This window comes from Acinetobacter sp. YH01025, assembly GCF_013420185.1.
GTDB classification, from domain to species: domain Bacteria; phylum Pseudomonadota; class Gammaproteobacteria; order Pseudomonadales; family Moraxellaceae; genus Acinetobacter; species Acinetobacter indicus.
Genome location: NZ_VOYR01000008.1, coordinates 21405 through 37816 on the forward strand (window position 1 = coordinate 21405; position 16412 = coordinate 37816).

A 16412-nucleotide genomic window follows, 5' to 3' on the forward strand; every position below is an offset into this window, starting at 1 on the left:
TTAGCGTGATAACTGTGGCTGCACCTGCTGGGCATGACGACCATGCAGCAGATAATACAGGCCTAAACACAGCAGCGCGGCGATGGCACTATAGAAATACATCTGCGCATAACTAACCGATTTCAGCGCGATTCCGATCAAATACGGCCCGAAGCCCAGCCCGGCATCCAGACAGATAAAATAGGTCGAAGTCGCCAGTCCCATACGTTCCAGTGAGGTACTTTTGACCGCAATAGTCTGACAGACCGATTGAATATTGCCATAGCCCAGACCAAGCAAGCCAGCACAAAGCAGCAGCATACTGGAGTTATGCGCCTGACTCAGCAGAAACAGGGCAATCGCCATTACAATAAAGGCAGGATACATAATGATATTTTCACCTTTACGATCCATAAGCCGCCCGGTAAATGGACGCGAAAAAAAAATGGCGATGGCATACATCAAAAAGAATAAGGACGCGGCTTCGACCAGATCAATTTCTTTGGCGTAAAAGTTAATAAACGACAGCACGCCGGAATAACAGATGGAAGCAAACAGCATAATCAGGGAAATCGGCAGTGCATTCTTTTCCAGATATTGGGTCCAGAAGCCAAAACCTTTGCCTGCTGTCGCGGTGGCTGCAGGTTTAGGCTGTGCCAGGTTCGGCATCCGGATAAAACAGGCCACCACCAGACAGCCCAGCGCTAAGGCACTGGATAAGCTAAAAATTGTCTGATAACTGGTGTGCAGCATCATCCAGATCGCGACAAAAGGACCAATCGCCGTACCCAGGGTGCTGCTCATGCTGTAATAGCCAATACCTTCACCACGGCGGGTGGGCGGCAGAGTTTGTGCGATGACTGTGCCGAGTACGGTAGAGGCGACTCCCATCATAAAGCCATGAATAAAACGGATGCCGAGCAGGGCAGTCACCCCCATCTCTATAAAATAGCCTAAGGAAAGCAGCAAGAAACCGACCAGCCCAAAAAGCAGGGTGCTACGATAACCGAAACGCTGTAGGCATTTGCCAATCAGCAGACGGCCAAATAAGGTGCCGACAATAAACAGTCCTGAAATTAAACCGGCTTCGGCAATGCTGGCATTTAATTCCGCCACGGCATAACCGACAATCACAATCACCAATAGGTAAAAAATCAGTACCAGTTGAAAAGTGATCAGACTGACCAGGATAAAGTTTCTGGTCCATAGCGGTGCTTGTGCTGAACTCATTTGTCTTCACCTTGTAGGGTCAGTTGTAACTGTTCACTCAGCTGATTAAGGATCTCGCGGGTATGGGCGATGTCCGCAACTGCAAAAGACTGCAGCAGCTGCTGTTCAAACTGATCAATCTGGCTTGAACAATGCTTGAAAAGTTCCTGCCCGTGAGAGCTAAAAGTCAGGCATTTCTGCCGTTTATCCCTACTTTCAAGCTGATGGATTAAACCCAAGTCCAGCAACACCCGAATACGTTTGGTGATGCTCGGTTTGGACACCTTTAAATAGGCGGCAATATCTACCTGGGTACATTGCTGTTTTAAATGAATGACATATAACACCTGCCACAAGGAATAATTAAGCTGATGCGGCAATAACAGAGTATTAACTTCATCGCTGAACAGACGTGCGCAGCGTAATAAGGCGGTACGAAATTTTAAGGGAGAGCTTGGCATAAAAAAATAGTTAACCAGGGTAACTAAAACAAAGTCAATGTACGCCTGTTCGGAATTTTTTTCAAGTAGGGAAGCCAGCGAAGGATTCAAAAAACAGATGATAAAAGATGAGGGGGCAACGTGTATTGCTATAGATTTGTTAAGCAGCGTTAAGGTCAATCAACTGAACTACAAAAATTCCTCTCATCCAGTCCTGTCTATCCAGCTGATAAACCGCAAGAATAAAAAATCAGCGCTTCTATCTTCCAAAAAAACTCATCAGTTGCAGAAATTACTCGCTTAAAGATTCTTGATCAAAAGCCTACACAAGGCCTATACAACTTCGTCCTATGCTGAAGCGCGATGAGAAAAATTCAAAACGCTATATTTAAAACTCTACACCCTGAGCGCAGCTCGACCTTTTGAAAGGTGGCATGATGACCCTCGGTTTTACCGCGCTGGAACTGGCCCGGATTCAGTTTGCCTTTACAGTTTCGTTTCATATCATTTTTCCGGCCATTTCCATTGGTCTGGCCAGTTTTCTGGCGATTCTGGAATGGCGCTGGTTACGCAGTCGTAATCCGATTTATCAGGACCTGTTTAAATTCTGGGTCAAGATTTTTGCGGTCGCCTTTGCCATGGGGGTGGTTTCTGGCATTGTCATGAGCTATCAGTTTGGCACCAACTGGAGTGAATTTTCCCGTATCGCCGGCAGTGTCACCGGACCATTATTGGCCTATGAAGTGCTCACCGCTTTCTTTTTGGAAGCGGGTTTTCTCGGCATCATGCTGTTTGGTTGGGGACGGGTGGGACCTAAAGCACATTTTTTCTCGACTTTAATGGTCGCAATTGGCACCTGTATTTCCATGTTCTGGATTTTATCAGCCAATAGCTGGATGCAAACTCCGCAAGGTTTCAGCATCGAAAATGGCATTCTGGTGCCACAGGACTGGTGGGCCATTGTCTTTAATCCGTCATTCCTGTATCGGCTGGCGCATATGGCAATTGCTGCCTTTTTGGTCTCTGCTTTGCTGGTGGCTGCCACGGCCGCTTGGCATTTACTTAAAGGCCGTCGGGATGCATTGGTAAAAACCTCGTTTTCAATGGCCTTGTGGCTGATGCTGATCTTAACTCCCTTACAGGTGCTGGTGGGCGATTTACATGGCTTGAATACCCTGCAACATCAACCAGCCAAACTGGCAGCGATGGAAGGGCATTGGAATACCAATCATGAGAAAGGCATGCCGCTGTATCTGTTTGGTATTCCAGATATGCAGGCCGAAGAAACCAAATATGTGCTGGCGATTCCCAACTTGGGCAGCGTAATTCTGACCCATTCGCTGGATGGCACCGTGACCGGTTTAAAAGAATTTGCCCCGGAAGATCGGCCCAATTCGACCATTGTGTTCTGGAGTTTCCGGATTATGGTCGGCTTAGGCGTGCTGATGCTGATTCTGGCGCTATGGGGATTGTGGCTACGTAAACGACAGCGTTTATATGAACATCGTCGTTTTCAGCGTTTTGCTCTGTGGATGGGGCCCTCCGGTTTTATTGCCTTATTGGCCGGTTGGTTTACCACAGAAGTCGGCCGCCAGCCATGGGTGGTCTATGGGGTGTTACGTACCGAAGATGCCTTATCGCCAGTGTCTGCAGAGCAGGTTGGCCTGAGCTTGATGATTTTTGTACTGGTGTATTTTGTGGTGTTCGGGATGGGCATTTATTACATGCTCAGACTGATGCACAAAGGGCCGGAACTGATTCATTCAGCGCCATCATCAGCCTCTGATGCTGAGCTTACTCAAGCCTCCAGACGGCCATTAAGCAGTGTCACCGAGCAGATCGACCCGCCCACCGAGCGTCCCAAACAGGAGCAGGAGCCATGATGGATTTATCTTTGCTGTGGATCGGGATTATTGCCTTCGCGGTGCTGATGTATGTGGTGTTAGATGGCTTTGATTTGGGCATCGGGATTTTATTTCCATTTTTTCCCGAGCAGGCAGAGCGGGATGTGATGATGAATACCGTCGCGCCAATTTGGGATGGCAATGAAACCTGGATGGTGCTGGGAGGCGCCAGCCTGTTTGCTGCTTTTCCCTTGGCCTATGCCACGGTACTTTCGGCCCTGTATTTACCGGTCATTTTAATGGTGATTGCCTTAATTTTTCGCGGTGTTGCCTTTGAGTTTCGTTTTAAGGCCAACAGCAGCAAACACTGGTGGGACAAAGCTTTTATTGGTGGCTCTGTTTTTAGCAGCTTTTTACAAGGCGTAATTTTGGGCGCTTATATTCAGGGTATTCGTACCGAGCAGGGGGTATATGCGGGCCATGGCTTGGACTGGTTAACGCCGTTTAGCCTGTTTACTGGTGCTGGCGTGGTAATGTTGTACGCCACTTTAGGTTGTGGCTGGCTCATTTTTAAAACCGATCAGGCGCTACAGCAGCGTATGTACCGTTTAATGCCGAAGATGCTGATCGGCCTATTGATTGTTTTAGCAGCCGTCAGTATTTATACCCCGATAACCCAGCCGCACATTGCCGAGCGCTGGTTTAGTGTGCCGCAGCTGCTGTATTTCTCTCCGGTGCCGATACTGGTGCTGATCTTTACTTATCTGGCTTTAAAAGCCTGCCGGCAACAGCAACAGTTTCGCCCATTTTTGTATACGCTGGCCTTGGTATTTCTGGCCTATAGCGGTTTTTTAATCAGCTTATGGCCTTATATTATTCCGCCCTCGGTCAGCTTCTGGCAGGCTGCTGCACCGGAAAGCAGTCAGCGTTTTACTCTCATCGGCGCGCTGATTTTAATTCCGATTATTCTAGGTTATAGCGCGATGTCCTATTGGATTTTTCGCCATAAAGTCCGGGTGGGGGATGATGGCTATCATTAAAGAAAATCGACATGAAGCACATCATTATAGGTCAGTTATTCCCTTAGTCATCAAGGAGCCGCAATGAAACGTACACAGCTGCTGTGGTTTATTGGTCTCTGGCTGGCCGGCTTTGTGGCTTTGGCGCTGATTGCCGGGGCTTTTCGTTTGCTGGTGCAATGGGCTTATTAAGCTGAATCATCTTCGGACTTTAAAAATCCACCTGAGCATTTTATTTACGGTTCTGTTTGCGATAGACACTTGGTCGCACCGGGCGGCTGCTTTTCCAGAGGCCTTTTTTCCGCGCTCTGGCCTGAGTCTGTAAGGCGCGCATACGTACTAGCTGCTTGCGATCACGAATATAATCTTCATAGACCCAGGCGGCGCCACGTTTGACCAGTTCTTCATTGACATTTTTACGGTAGCGATAAATCACCCCAACATGGCGGCCATAGCGGTCAATATCGGTAATTTTGACCCGTACCACCTTCTGATGCAGCATGGTTTTCACCAGACGCCGGGTTTCCGGACCATAACTTTGACTCGATTCTGGCGCATCAATATAGGCAAAGCGGATGCGGGTTTCTGAACGTCTTAAATTAAAACGGTATAGGGTGAGGGTATCGCCATCGCTGACTGCAGTGACCCGCGCCCAATAGGTTTTGCCTTTTTTAAAAGGTCGAAACAGTTGCTGCACAAAGCGGGAAATTTTACCCAACAGCATAAACGCAACAAGACAGCATCCGACGGCCAATGCCAGCAGCCAGAAAGGGGAGAGTTCAGTCAACATAGACGCTTTCAATTCAGCTGAACAGACCAAGCCAGCTGTAAACCGTGAAAAATAAAAGCGCTAGTGTAAAAGAAATGGCGCAATTCGCCGGTCGATTAAATCGCCAATCAGCCGGTTTTTAACAAATCAGCTACGCTGCGATGGCTGATTTGGCAAGGGATTGAGCGATATTGGGGATTTGATGACAATCAAAAACCTTAAATTTGAGTGTTCTAAATAGCCTAAGCATAATTAAGATTAATCTACTGAAATAGCCTAAGCAAAAATTTTAGAAATCTCCGCTCTTAAAAATGCATGACGTGCATTCTCCTGCATCTCCTTATACCAGAACATCCCCAAATCAATTCGCGGCAGGTCGACAGGCGATTCAAAAATATGCAGCTTCGGGTCAATATGTAAATGTCGCAAAATACTTTCCGGAATAGTCAGTATCGCGGTGTCATGCTGCGCCAGAATTTGCAGGGCAGTGGAATAATGCTGACAGCGTAATAATAGGGTTCGAGACAGCTGATTGCGCTTTAAATAAATATCTTCCAGCAGCAGGCCACTACGGCGTGAAGAAACACCAATATGCGGCGCAGACAAATATAATTCTTTATCTATGGATGAACGCTGGCTACAGACCACGAAACGGTCTTGGACCAGCGCCTGAAACTGGATTTTATCGCCCAGCTTGTGTTCCAGATCAATCACAAAATCAATTTGCTGGGTGGCCAGATCATTGATCATGGTTTTACGGTCCAGCTTGCTGCTTAAAAACTGAATCTGCAAGTTCAGCTGCTGAAAATGCTGCACCAGTTTAGGAAAAATAATCGGTTCAATTTCATCATGTATGGCAATTTTCAGGGTATGTACCATCGCCGGTTCAAACTGCTGTTTTTGCCGGGCAATATGCTGAATAGACAGCAGCGCAGTTTTAATAGTCGGATAAATCTGCTCGGCAAACGGCGTTGGTAACATCTGATGGCCGGTGCGAATAAACAGATCATCCTGTAACTGTAACCTAAGCCGTTGTAAGGCATGACTGGTGGCCGACTGGCTGATACATAAGAGCTGCGCCGCTTTGGAAATATTTTTTTGTTCAAAAATCGCAATAAACAGCGGGTATAAATTAATATCAATACGATGAAAAGTACCCAGATCCATTGGGCTATTATTATGAATATTGTGCATAGTGCTTAATTCAATAAAATCATTTCATGCATAATAATTTTTAGGTTAAGGTGTTGTAAAGCCAATATAACAACAGATTGAGGAAGCTACAGTCATGTTTGAATTGTCAGCACGCGCACAGGATTATCTCGAAAGAACCCAACAGTTTATTCAAACAGAAATTGAACCAATTGAGGCCGACTTTTGGCAGCAGGTGCATGAACTGAATCAGGGCGGTGACTGGACGCAATGGCAGTGGCCGGCACAATTAGAAAGTTTAAAAGCCAAGGCCAAAGCCGCTGGACTGTGGAATATGTTTTTACCTTGTCCTGAATTAGGACAGGGCCTGTCAGTACAGGAATATGCACATATTGCCGAACTGTCTGGCCGTAGCCTGATTGCCCCGACCGTATTTAACTGTAACGCGCCAGATAGCGGCAACATGGAAGTGTTATGGCGTTATGGTTCAGAACAGCAAAAACAGCAATGGCTGATGCCACTGCTCGAAGGTAAAATCCGCTCGGTGTTTTGTATGACTGAACCGGCAGTCGCCTCTTCTGATGCGACCAATATGCAGGCTACGGCGGTGGTAGAAGGCGATGAGATTGTCCTGAACGGGCGTAAATGGTGGTCATCGGGTCTGGGTGATCCGAATGCCAAAATCATTATTTTTATGGCGCATACCCCGGACGAAAGCAAAGACCGTCATCATCAACATTCGATGGTGCTGGTCCCGGTCGATACTGCAGGGGTGAAAATTGAACGTATGTTACCGGTGTTTGGCGATTACGATGCACCGCATGGGCATGGTGAAGTCAGCTTTGACAATGTCCGTGTGCCAGTAGCCAATTTTATTGGTGGTGCCGGCCAAGGTTTTGAAATTGCCCAGGGCCGTTTAGGACCCGGCCGGATTCATCACTGTATGCGTTGTATCGGTGCGGCAGAAAAATCACTGGAACTGATGATTGACCGCGGCATGAACCGGACTGCCTTTGGCAAGGAAATCCTGAAACTCGGTGGCAATTTGGAGCGTGTGGCCGAAGCGCGTGTGGCAATTGATCAGGCACGCCTGTTAACACTTTATGCTGCCTATAAAATGGATACTTTAGGCAATATGGCCGCCTTAACAGAAATTTCTGCCATTAAAGTGGTGGCGCCAAGCGTGCTGGAAAAAGTGGTGGATATGGCCATGCAAATCCACGGCGGTGCCGGGCTGTCCCGCGATACGCCATTGACCGGTTTCTTTGCCCAGGCGCGTGCCTTACGTTTGGCCGATGGTCCCGATGAAGTGCATAAAGGCATGATTGCCAAACTGGAACTGGCCAAACGTGGCTACAGTACCCGTCGTAAAAAATAAGTGGCAAAACACCAGAAACAGTGTGGGTCTTTACAGCTGAAAATGCTCTAATAGGGCAAGACCTAAAAAAGTGAAAAATTAGGAAAATAACATGTCAGTGATTGATGTTGGCGGTCAGGTTCGTGAAGGCGAGGAACTGGATATTCAGGCAGTAAGCCAATGGTTAAAGGCGCAAGGGGTTGATGTTCAGGAACCCGTTGAAGTGACCCAATATTCAGGCGGTGCCTCTAACTGGACCTATCGTCTGAACTATCGCAATGCCGATTTAATTTTACGTCGCCCACCTAAAGGCACCAAAGCCAAATCTGCGCATGACATGGCGCGTGAATATCATGTACAAAAAAATCTGGCACCGTATTATCCGGTATTACCGCAGATGGTGGCGCTGTGTCAGGATGAATCGGTGATTGGCTGTGATTTTTATATCATGCAGCGCGTGGAAGGTATTATCCCGCGGGCCAAACTGCCGCCAGAACTGAACTTTGATGAAACCCAGGTTCAGGAACTGTGCATTAATGTGATTGATAAATTAATCGAGCTGCATCAGGTGCCGTATCAGGGCACTGAACTGGAAAAACTCGGTAAAGGTGAGGGTTATTGCCGTCGTCAGGTAGAAGGCTGGGACAGTCGCTATGAAAAAGCCAAAACCCTGAATGTGCCATCATTTAAATATGTGCGTAAATGGCTGCACGAGAATATTCCGGCAGATTCCACCACCTGTATTATTCACAATGACTGGCGTTTTGATAATGTGATTTTAAATCCGCAGCGTCCAACCGAAGTGATTGGCGTGCTGGACTGGGAAATGGCAACTCTGGGCGATCCGCTGATGGATCTTGGTTCGGCTTTGGCCTACTGGGTAGAAGACACCGATAACCAGATTTTTAAAGCCACCCGCCGTCAGCCGACCCATTTAAAAGGCATGTTCACCCGTAAACAGGTGGTGGATTACTATCTGGAAAAAACCGGCCTGCAACCGGAAAACTGGACCTTCTATGAAGTGTTCGGGATTTTCCGTCTGGCGGTGATCGCCCAGCAGATTTACTACCGTTATTATCATAAACAGACCAATAATCCGGCCTTTAAAGATTTCTGGATTGTGATTCATGCCTTGCACATCCGCGCCTTAAAACTGATTGGGCTGCAAAAAATTGAAGCCAATGAGCTGGCACAAAAATATATGGTCAAATTTAAGGAGCTGCTGCCGAAATGACGACTATTTATTTAATCCGTCATGGTCAGGCTTCGTTTGGTGCAGAAAGCTATGACCAGCTTTCGCCGAATGGGGAGTTGCAGGCCAAACTGCTGGGTCAGTATTTTGACAATATCTTAAAAGAAGAACCCTATGTGGTGGCTGGTTCCATGCAGCGTCATCAGCAGACTGCACAGATCGCTCTGGCCGAATGTTTCCCTGAAGCTCATCTGGTCACCAATCCGGACTGGAACGAGTTTAACCATCAGCAGGTGTTTGCCCAATACGAACCGCGTTTTAATGAACCGCATTTATTAAAGGCCGATGTAGCCAAAGAGCTTAATCCGCGGGCGTATCTGGCAAAAATTTTTGAAGGTGCCATTGAACGCTGGACTGGCGGTGAATATCACCATGAATATGAAGAATCCTGGCCGCATTTCAAGGCCCGGGTCGAAACCGCCTTGCAAAACCTGTGTGATGAACTGGCCCAAACCAAACCGCGTTACGCGATTGTGTTTACTTCGGGCGGAGTCATTTCGGTTGTTGCTGGAAAAATTCTGGAACTGAATCCTAACCGGACTTTTGCACTGAACTGGGCCATCGCCAATACCAGCATGACCACTTTGCGTCTGGTCGGCAATGAGCCGCAACTGTTAAGTCTGAATGAACATCATTTTATAAAAGCACAACATCAAGAATTATTAACCTGGATTTAATCAAGGAATAGACAGATGACCAAAACAATTTTAATTACCGGCGCAAGTTCCGGCATTGGTGCCGGTATGGCCCGCGAATTTGCGCAAAAAGGCTATAACATGGCCATTTGTGCGCGTCGTATGGAACGTCTGGAAACCTTAAAACAGGAACTGGAAAGCAAGTACGGCGTGAGCGTGGCCGCAAAAACCTTAGATGTCACCAATTATGATCAGGTATTTGAGGTGTTCCGTGCCTTTAAAGAAGAGCTCGGCACAATTGACCGGATTATTGTCAATGCCGGGGTTGGTGAAGGCCGCCGGATCGGCAAAGGCAATTTTGCGATTAACCGCGCCACGGTTGAAACCAACTTTATTTCAGCGCTGGCACAATGTGAAGCTGCGGTAGAAATTTTCCGTGCCCAAAATTCTGGTCATCTGGTGATGATTTCTTCCATGAGTGCAATGCGTGGTATGCCAAAACATCTGACGGCGTATGGTGCCAGTAAAGCTGGCGTGGCACATCTGGCCGAAGGCATCCGTGCCGAGCTGATTGATACGCCAATTAAAGTTACCACCATTTTCCCGGGCTATATCCGTACCGAAATTAACGAAGGCGCGAAAAAATTACCATTTGAAGTGGATGAGCAAACTGGTTCACGCTTACTGGCTGCAGAAATTGAAAAAGCACCGGTAAAAGCCTATGTGCCGAAATGGCCATGGTTGCCACTGGGCTTGGCCATGAAAGTCTTACCATTAAAACTGGTCAATAAACTCGGTTAATCCACATGTATATCAAGTGAAAAGTTCCATTTGGCGCTTTTCACTTTTTATTTTAAATGTTTGTTTTAAATATTTGAAAATTTAAAAATATTTCATAGAAAGATAAAAATAGAGGGCTTATTTTGGTTAAAATAGGCCCGATTTTTTTGAAGATGATCGACAATGCGATGTTTCTGAAGCTTGCAACCTTGGGTTTAATTCCAGCCCTGATTATTCAAGGCCGCCGGGTCAAGAAAAATACTTTAAGATTGGCAGAGCCAGAAGGGGAACGTGAAGGCACGAGCGGTCAGGGACAGGCCTTATCTATTTTAATTCTGGGTGATTCAGCTGCTGCCGGTGTTGGCGTCAGCCATCAGGAAGATGCCTTGCTCGGCGCGATTCTGGCCGGACTCACTTCCGAATTTCAGGTCAGCTGGAAACTGCATGCCAAAACAGGCAATACCACGGGACAGGTCATTCAAAGCGTTCAGCAGCTGAACACTGAAAAGTTTGATGTAGTGGTCACCTCGGTCGGGGTGAATGATGTCACCAAATTGATACCAGCCGATATCTGGATTCAAAAACAGGCGCAGTTGTATCAACTGATTGCAGCTAAATTTCAGCCACAACTCATCCTTGCAGCAGGTGTACCACCGATGCAGCTTTTCCCGGCTTTACCGAACCCGCTGGCATGGCTGTTTGGCCAATATGCCAAGCAGATGAACCGTGAACTGCATAAATTTATTCAAAAACAGCCAAACATGGACTGGATTGAATATGACATTGCGCAATATCAGCAGATGCAACTGGAAATGGCCGAAGATGGCTTTCATCCGAGTAAAGAAATTTATCAAATATGGGGCAAAGAAGTAACACTCAAAATTAAACAACGGCTTAAGATGAATAAAGTGAATTGAGTTTGCTGCCTTATGATTGATGATCTTGAAATTGAAACCCATCCCTTTGAGCCTTTTTTACCCTCCAATGCCAAACTGCTGATGATGGGCAGTTTTCCACCGCCCAAAAATCGCTGGAAAATGGAATTTTATTATCCGAATTATCAGAATGATATGTGGCGGATTTTTGGTATCTGCTTTTTTCAGGATAAAAACTATTTTTTAGACCTGCCGAATAAAAACTTTCAGCTCGAACTGATTCAAAACTTTTTAAAAGATACCGGTATTGCGCTGTTTGATACCGCCTACCGGATCAGCCGTTTAAAGGGCAATGCTTCAGATAAATTTCTGCATATTCACACCCCGACCGATTTAAATCGGCTGCTCCAGCAAATGCCGCTGTGCCAGTACATTATGACCACGGGTGATAAAGCCACTGATACATTGATGGAATCAATGCCGGAAGGCACGCCGAAACCGGTAATTGGCCAATCTTCACAGGCGATCTTTGCTGGTCGAGAGCTGCATTTATACCGTATGCCGTCTTCATCTCGCGCCTATCCCTTAGCGGTGGAGAAAAAGGCTGAACTTTATTGCGGTCTGTTTAAGGATGTCGGCCTGCTTTAAAAAAGAGAGGATGTCTTTGGCATCATTGATGGATATTCTACCCATCTAAACGCATGAATATGCACCTCCCGAACCTGGGTGAAATCCGACCAGATCAGCTTGCTGCCGCGTGTCCATTTTAACGGCGCAATTCTAGGGCGCACCTGATGCATTTCCTCGGCAGTGGCCGGGCGTAACTCACCAATCTTGGCATATAAACGCACACCCGGATAAGTGCGAAATTGACCTGACATCATTGATTTTAGCCAGAACCCGCGGCTACTGTTTACGGCCTGAATACAGGCCTGCGCATTATGTTTGAGATGCTGTTGCAGCGTGGCAGAGTAGGTATCAAAAAAGAAACCGGTGGGAGAGCTGTCGTTTAAAAATAAGGTTCCAATCGGGGTGATATTCGGGATACCTTCCGGACTCACACTGGCGATGGAGCAGTGCATACTGGCGCGCTGCGCCTGCGCAACCACTTGTCGTATTTGCCCCCAGGTTTGAGCATCCATATTCTTGTTCATTTTTATACTCATTTTATAGTTAAAACCAGCATAATAAAGACCAGAACTATTGTTATGCGTGAAAGCGCAACTGCATATTCATCATAAATTGGATTTAAAAATAGAACGAGAGGAAATCTGACGAGCACAGCTCAGAAAAGAGCGAAAAACTTCGCTCTTTTTTCATGTTTCAGCAGTAAAAGCAGAATAAAAGGACTTAAGCTCCGTATTCCACATAATCCCATAAATTCAGGCGGGCTTTAATTTCCTTGCGGATTTGCGGCAACATCGGTAATAAAGTGCCATCAATCCATAAGCTGAGGGCTTGGGTTGAGAGCGGTTGCTGTGCATCATCCACCAGTTGTGCACCTTTGACCATCACCAAGGTTTCCTGTTCAGCCGCAGTTTCTACACCCTTAAACAACACCTGCAATTCAAAACCGGTGTCCTGAATCAGCCATTCCAGTTCCAGCTGAATATTCTCATTCGATTGCAACACTACCTGACCTTCAAGCTGCTCCGAGTCGGACAGGCAATCATGTTCGACCCGCACTTTGGCCAGAAACCACTCTTGCTGGCCCAATTCATTCAGGGTTTTAGTCGGGCTGAGAATATCACTTAATTTAAATTGACGGCTTAAATCAAAAAATTGCATGGGGAGAGATCTAAAAAAAGAAGAAAAATAAAGCGTGAATTTTAAAGTAATGTAGCAGGAGAGTAAAACCTTCTGGCGATAAATACGAAGTGAGAGATCACACAATCTCTCCGGGTATCGGGTTTGCTGCAAACCCATAGAGCAACTCGTATTCAATTATCTTGGTCAATGTATATTTACTGTAATGTGGATGTCATTACATCATCCACTCGATTGGGACATGGGTCATTAAATTCATCACAAAACGCTGGAAACTGGTGGTTTCCGGATCAACCTTGTGCTGAATCACTGAACCATCTTTTTGATAATCCAGCCAGATAATCTGTCCTTTCTCATCTAACCTTAGTTCATAGGCAATTTGCGGCAGGTACTGATTCAATGAATCTGAAATTTCATCCTGGAGTTCATCAGATTCCAGCACCAGCCCGACTTCGGTATTTAAAAAAGCCGAGCGCGGATCAAAATTAAAAGAGCCAATAAATACCTTGCCATCAATATCAAAGAATTTGGCATGCAGGCTGGAAGCACTGCGGCCTTTGGCCGGAATCACGTTACCGGTAATAATTTCATACCAGGTACGTTCTTCGCGCTGAATATAACGCTTGAACTCATACAGTCGAATGCCACTGGCCAATAGCTGCGGCCGGTATTGCTGATAGAAGGCATGTACAATCGGTACATCATTGGCCATATACGAGTTGGTCAAAACCCGGATATCAATGCCGTTTTCTGCCAGACGGCTCATATAATCCGTACCGCGTTGAGTCGGAATAAAATAGGCAGATACTAGTTCCAGATGCTGATCGGGCGTGCCCATAATTTGGATCATCTGATGGTAAATCATCTCTTCATCTTTGGCTTTGCCCTGGATTTTTTCTGGCGGGTCGGCCACAAAATGCGCTTTGGCCCAATGATAGGAACGCTGTTTTAAATACTGCGCCACCTGCTGTTCGGCAAAACTGATCCGGCGTTGCACTTCCTGTTCATCCAGTTGCTGGCTGGCATATTTTTCCCGCAGCAAGGTCAAGCTATTACGATGGTATTTATTGCTGTTCTGGTCCATCAGCTGGACCAGATTAAAACTCAGTTCATGGTTCCAGAAAGCACGGAAATTATCGTTGGCTTTTTTGACCGCATTACCGGCAAAGAGAATATCTACATCGGTAAACTGAAAGTCATCACTGGCATCAAAATATTCCCGGCTGATATTGCGGCCACCGGTCACGGCAATCGCGCCATCGGCAATAATCAGTTTGTTGTGCATGCGGTGATTCACAGCCTGCATCCGGAAGGCATAATCCAGTGCCCGAAAATGACGGAATTTATAAGGATTAAACAGGCGAATTTTAAAGTTCGGATGATGGCTGAGTGCCAGCAAGGTATCGTCCAGTTGGGTGCCATTCTGGTCATCAATCAGTAACCGGACCTGTACCCCGCGGTCGGCGGCTTTGAGTAATTCGGCCAGCACTAAATGACCAATTTCGTCATCGGTCCAGATGTAATATTGCAGGTCTAAATGATGTTTGGCGTTATGAATTAAATGTAAACGTGAAGCAATACTGATAAATCCGTCATACAGCGGTAAATAGGCGGTTTGTCCGCGTTGTAGTTGTGCCTGTGCCTCTGGTCGCGGCATCCAGTGTTCAAAATCTGGTTCAATTGGCGCATCCTGCGCAGCATAGTTCTGTTCAAGCGAATTACAACCGGTACATGCCAGAATCAGACAGCACAACCAGATCATGTTGTAATATTTTAATGGCATCATTTTTATGAAGTAGATTTTTACTGATTCATATAGATTATCATGATGTTATAGGTTGAATCTGTTGATAAAAAGCGGTTACTGTAAGACATCTGTTAAAGACGTATCAAAAGGATGATCAATTTCATGAAATCAAGAGCTGCGGTCGCATTTGGTCCGGGTCAACCCCTTGAAATTGTAGAAATAGACGTGGCTCCGCCAAAAGCTGGAGAAGTCTTGGTTAAAATTAGTCATACCGGTGTATGTCATACGGATGCCTTTACCTTGTCAGGTGATGATCCTGAAGGGGTGTTTCCAGCCGTGTTGGGTCATGAAGGCGCGGGTGTGGTGGTGGAAGTCGGTGAAGGTGTGACCAGCCTTAAACCGGGTGATCATGTGATTCCACTGTATACCGCGGAATGTGGTGAATGTCTGTTCTGTCAATCGGGTAAAACCAACCTGTGCGTGGCGGTGCGTGCTACCCAGGGTAAAGGTTTGATGCCAGATGGCACCACCCGTTTTTCATATAATGGTCAGCCCATTTATCATTACATGGGCTGCTCAACTTTCAGTGAATATACTGTGGTGGCCGAAGTGTCACTGGCCAAAATTAACCCCGAAGCCAACCATGAACAGGTGTGCTTGTTGGGCTGTGGCGTAACCACCGGTATTGGTGCGGTGCATAATACTGCCAAAGTACAGGAAGGTGACAGTGTAGCCGTGTTTGGTTTAGGCGGGATTGGTCTGGCCGTGGTGCAAGGTGCGCGTCAGGCCAAAGCCGGCCGTATTATTGCAATTGATACCAACCCGGAAAAATTTGAACTGGCCAAACAGTTTGGTGCGACTGACTGCATTAACCCGAATGATTATGAGCGTCCAATTCAGGAAGTGATTGTTGAAATGACCGGTTGGGGTGTTGATCATTCTTTTGAATGTATCGGCAATGTCAACGTGATGCGTTCCGCGCTGGAATGTGCCCATCGTGGCTGGGGCCAATCGGTGATTATTGGTGTGGCTGGTGCCGGTAAAGAAATTTCGACCCGCCCATTCCAATTGGTGACGGGCCGTAAATGGATGGGCACTGCATTTGGTGGCGTTAAAGGCCGTTCACAATTACCAGGCATGGTCGAGCAGGCCATGAAAGGTGATATTCAGCTGGAGCCTTTTGTTACCCATACCATGCCGTTAGAACAGATTAATGAAGCATTTGACTTAATGCATGAAGGTAAATCAATTCGTAGTGTAATTCATTTCGAGTCGTAATGACCTTATCTAAAAAACACCGGGCTTAGACCCGGTGTTTTTTTGTATCTGCACTCACAGAAACCATCACAACTGATATCTTTTTTCTATCAAAACTGCCCAGTCTCGCTACAAAGTAGAACTAGGCTGCATGCTTAAAGTCAGGAATATGCACAGAAAATTGTATATTCTTAAGCCATTTTAATTACAAAAAGAATATACAAAAACTGGGTATTTTTATTTACCGTGGGTTAAAAATAATTTTTATAGCTCTTATAATACATATTTGCATATAAGTGTGATCTTATTGGCACTATAACTCGGAAAATG

The 16412-nt window shown here is 46.3% G+C and carries 17 protein-coding genes; 10 read left to right on the forward strand and 7 right to left on the reverse strand.

Translation table 11 applies throughout. The features are described from left to right. Together FTT89_RS09450 and FTT89_RS09455 are read right to left on the reverse strand one after the other, a co-directional pair. On the reverse strand, positions 1-1209 hold the full coding sequence (locus FTT89_RS09450) for an MFS transporter (RefSeq protein ID WP_180006466.1): 1209 nt from the start codon (positions 1207-1209) through the stop codon (positions 1-3). Then, positions 1206-1649: a MarR family winged helix-turn-helix transcriptional regulator gene (locus FTT89_RS09455; RefSeq protein WP_180006467.1), complete on the reverse strand. Its 444-nt coding sequence runs from the start codon at positions 1647-1649 to the stop codon at positions 1206-1208. The genes FTT89_RS09450 and FTT89_RS09455 overlap by 4 nt, the downstream gene beginning before the upstream one ends. A gap of 416 nt (positions 1650-2065) precedes the next feature. Here FTT89_RS09455 and FTT89_RS09460 point away from each other — a divergent pair, with 416 nt between their 5' ends. From FTT89_RS09460 to FTT89_RS09470, 3 genes are all read left to right on the forward strand, one after another. After that, on the forward strand, positions 2066-3511 hold the full coding sequence (locus FTT89_RS09460; RefSeq protein ID WP_127801473.1) for a cytochrome ubiquinol oxidase subunit I: 1446 nt from the start codon (positions 2066-2068) through the stop codon (positions 3509-3511). Further along, positions 3508-4512 (forward strand): cytochrome d ubiquinol oxidase subunit II, encoded by a 1005-nt coding sequence (gene cydB / locus FTT89_RS09465; RefSeq protein WP_180006468.1) that lies wholly within the window; start codon positions 3508-3510, stop codon positions 4510-4512. The genes FTT89_RS09460 and cydB overlap by 4 nt, the downstream gene beginning before the upstream one ends. 63 nt (positions 4513-4575) lie before the next feature. After that, positions 4576-4683 (forward strand): hypothetical protein, encoded by a 108-nt coding sequence (locus FTT89_RS09470; RefSeq protein WP_005178219.1) that lies wholly within the window; start codon positions 4576-4578, stop codon positions 4681-4683. 40 nt (positions 4684-4723) lie between these two features. Here the strand turns inward: FTT89_RS09470 and FTT89_RS09475 are convergent, their stop codons facing one another. Together FTT89_RS09475 and FTT89_RS09480 are read right to left on the reverse strand one after the other, a co-directional pair. Further along, positions 4724-5281, reverse strand: coding sequence for a thermonuclease family protein (locus FTT89_RS09475; protein ID WP_180134146.1), 558 nt, complete (start codon positions 5279-5281; stop codon positions 4724-4726). A 255-nt stretch (positions 5282-5536) separates the two neighbouring features. Further along, positions 5537-6454 (reverse strand): LysR family transcriptional regulator, encoded by a 918-nt coding sequence (locus FTT89_RS09480; protein WP_180134145.1) that lies wholly within the window; start codon positions 6452-6454, stop codon positions 5537-5539. Positions 6455-6548: 94 nt separating this feature from the next. Between FTT89_RS09480 and FTT89_RS09485 the strand changes: the two genes are divergently transcribed. From FTT89_RS09485 to FTT89_RS09510, 6 genes are all read left to right on the forward strand, one after another. Beyond that, complete coding sequence (locus FTT89_RS09485; protein WP_180134144.1) at positions 6549-7790, forward strand: acyl-CoA dehydrogenase family protein; 1242 nt, start codon at positions 6549-6551, stop codon at positions 7788-7790. Positions 7791-7881: 91 nt separating this feature from the next. Beyond that, positions 7882-9003 carry a phosphotransferase family protein gene (locus tag FTT89_RS09490; protein WP_180172850.1) on the forward strand — a complete coding sequence of 374 codons (1122 nt, stop codon included), beginning with the start codon at positions 7882-7884 and terminating at the stop codon, positions 9001-9003. Continuing rightward, a complete protein-coding gene (locus FTT89_RS09495; protein WP_180134142.1) occupies positions 9000-9698 on the forward strand; it encodes a histidine phosphatase family protein in 699 nt (232 codons plus the stop codon). The genes FTT89_RS09490 and FTT89_RS09495 overlap by 4 nt, the downstream gene beginning before the upstream one ends. 15 nt (positions 9699-9713) lie before the next feature. Then, positions 9714-10457: an SDR family oxidoreductase gene (locus FTT89_RS09500; RefSeq protein WP_180134141.1), complete on the forward strand. Its 744-nt coding sequence runs from the start codon at positions 9714-9716 to the stop codon at positions 10455-10457. 167 nt (positions 10458-10624) lie between these two features. Next, positions 10625-11353, forward strand: a complete 729-nt coding sequence (locus tag FTT89_RS09505; RefSeq protein WP_180134140.1) for an SGNH/GDSL hydrolase family protein — start codon at positions 10625-10627, stop codon at positions 11351-11353. Positions 11354-11368: 15 nt separating this feature from the next. Beyond that, entirely contained in the window at positions 11369-11959 is a 591-nt protein-coding gene (locus FTT89_RS09510; RefSeq protein WP_171065083.1) for a uracil-DNA glycosylase family protein, read from the forward strand. Here FTT89_RS09510 and FTT89_RS09515 read toward each other — a convergent pair. The 3 genes from FTT89_RS09515 to FTT89_RS09525 form a co-directional block, all read right to left on the reverse strand. Then, positions 11956-12465 carry a pyridoxamine 5'-phosphate oxidase family protein gene (locus FTT89_RS09515; RefSeq protein WP_180006472.1) on the reverse strand — a complete coding sequence of 170 codons (510 nt, stop codon included), beginning with the start codon at positions 12463-12465 and terminating at the stop codon, positions 11956-11958. The genes FTT89_RS09510 and FTT89_RS09515 overlap by 4 nt on opposite strands. Before the next feature lie 196 nt (positions 12466-12661). Then, the gene (locus FTT89_RS09520) at positions 12662-13099 is read right to left on the reverse strand and encodes a hypothetical protein (RefSeq protein WP_168407189.1); all 438 of its coding nucleotides are present in this window, start codon (positions 13097-13099) and stop codon (positions 12662-12664) included. Positions 13100-13295: 196 nt separating this feature from the next. After that, a complete protein-coding gene (locus tag FTT89_RS09525) occupies positions 13296-14864 on the reverse strand; it encodes a phospholipase D family protein (protein ID WP_160241277.1) in 1569 nt (522 codons plus the stop codon). 123 nt (positions 14865-14987) lie between these two features. On the opposite strand from FTT89_RS09525, the gene FTT89_RS09530 reads away from it, so the two are divergent. Then, positions 14988-16103, forward strand: coding sequence for an S-(hydroxymethyl)glutathione dehydrogenase/class III alcohol dehydrogenase (locus FTT89_RS09530; protein WP_016658079.1), 1116 nt, complete (start codon positions 14988-14990; stop codon positions 16101-16103). Positions 16104-16412 lie beyond the last annotated feature (309 nt).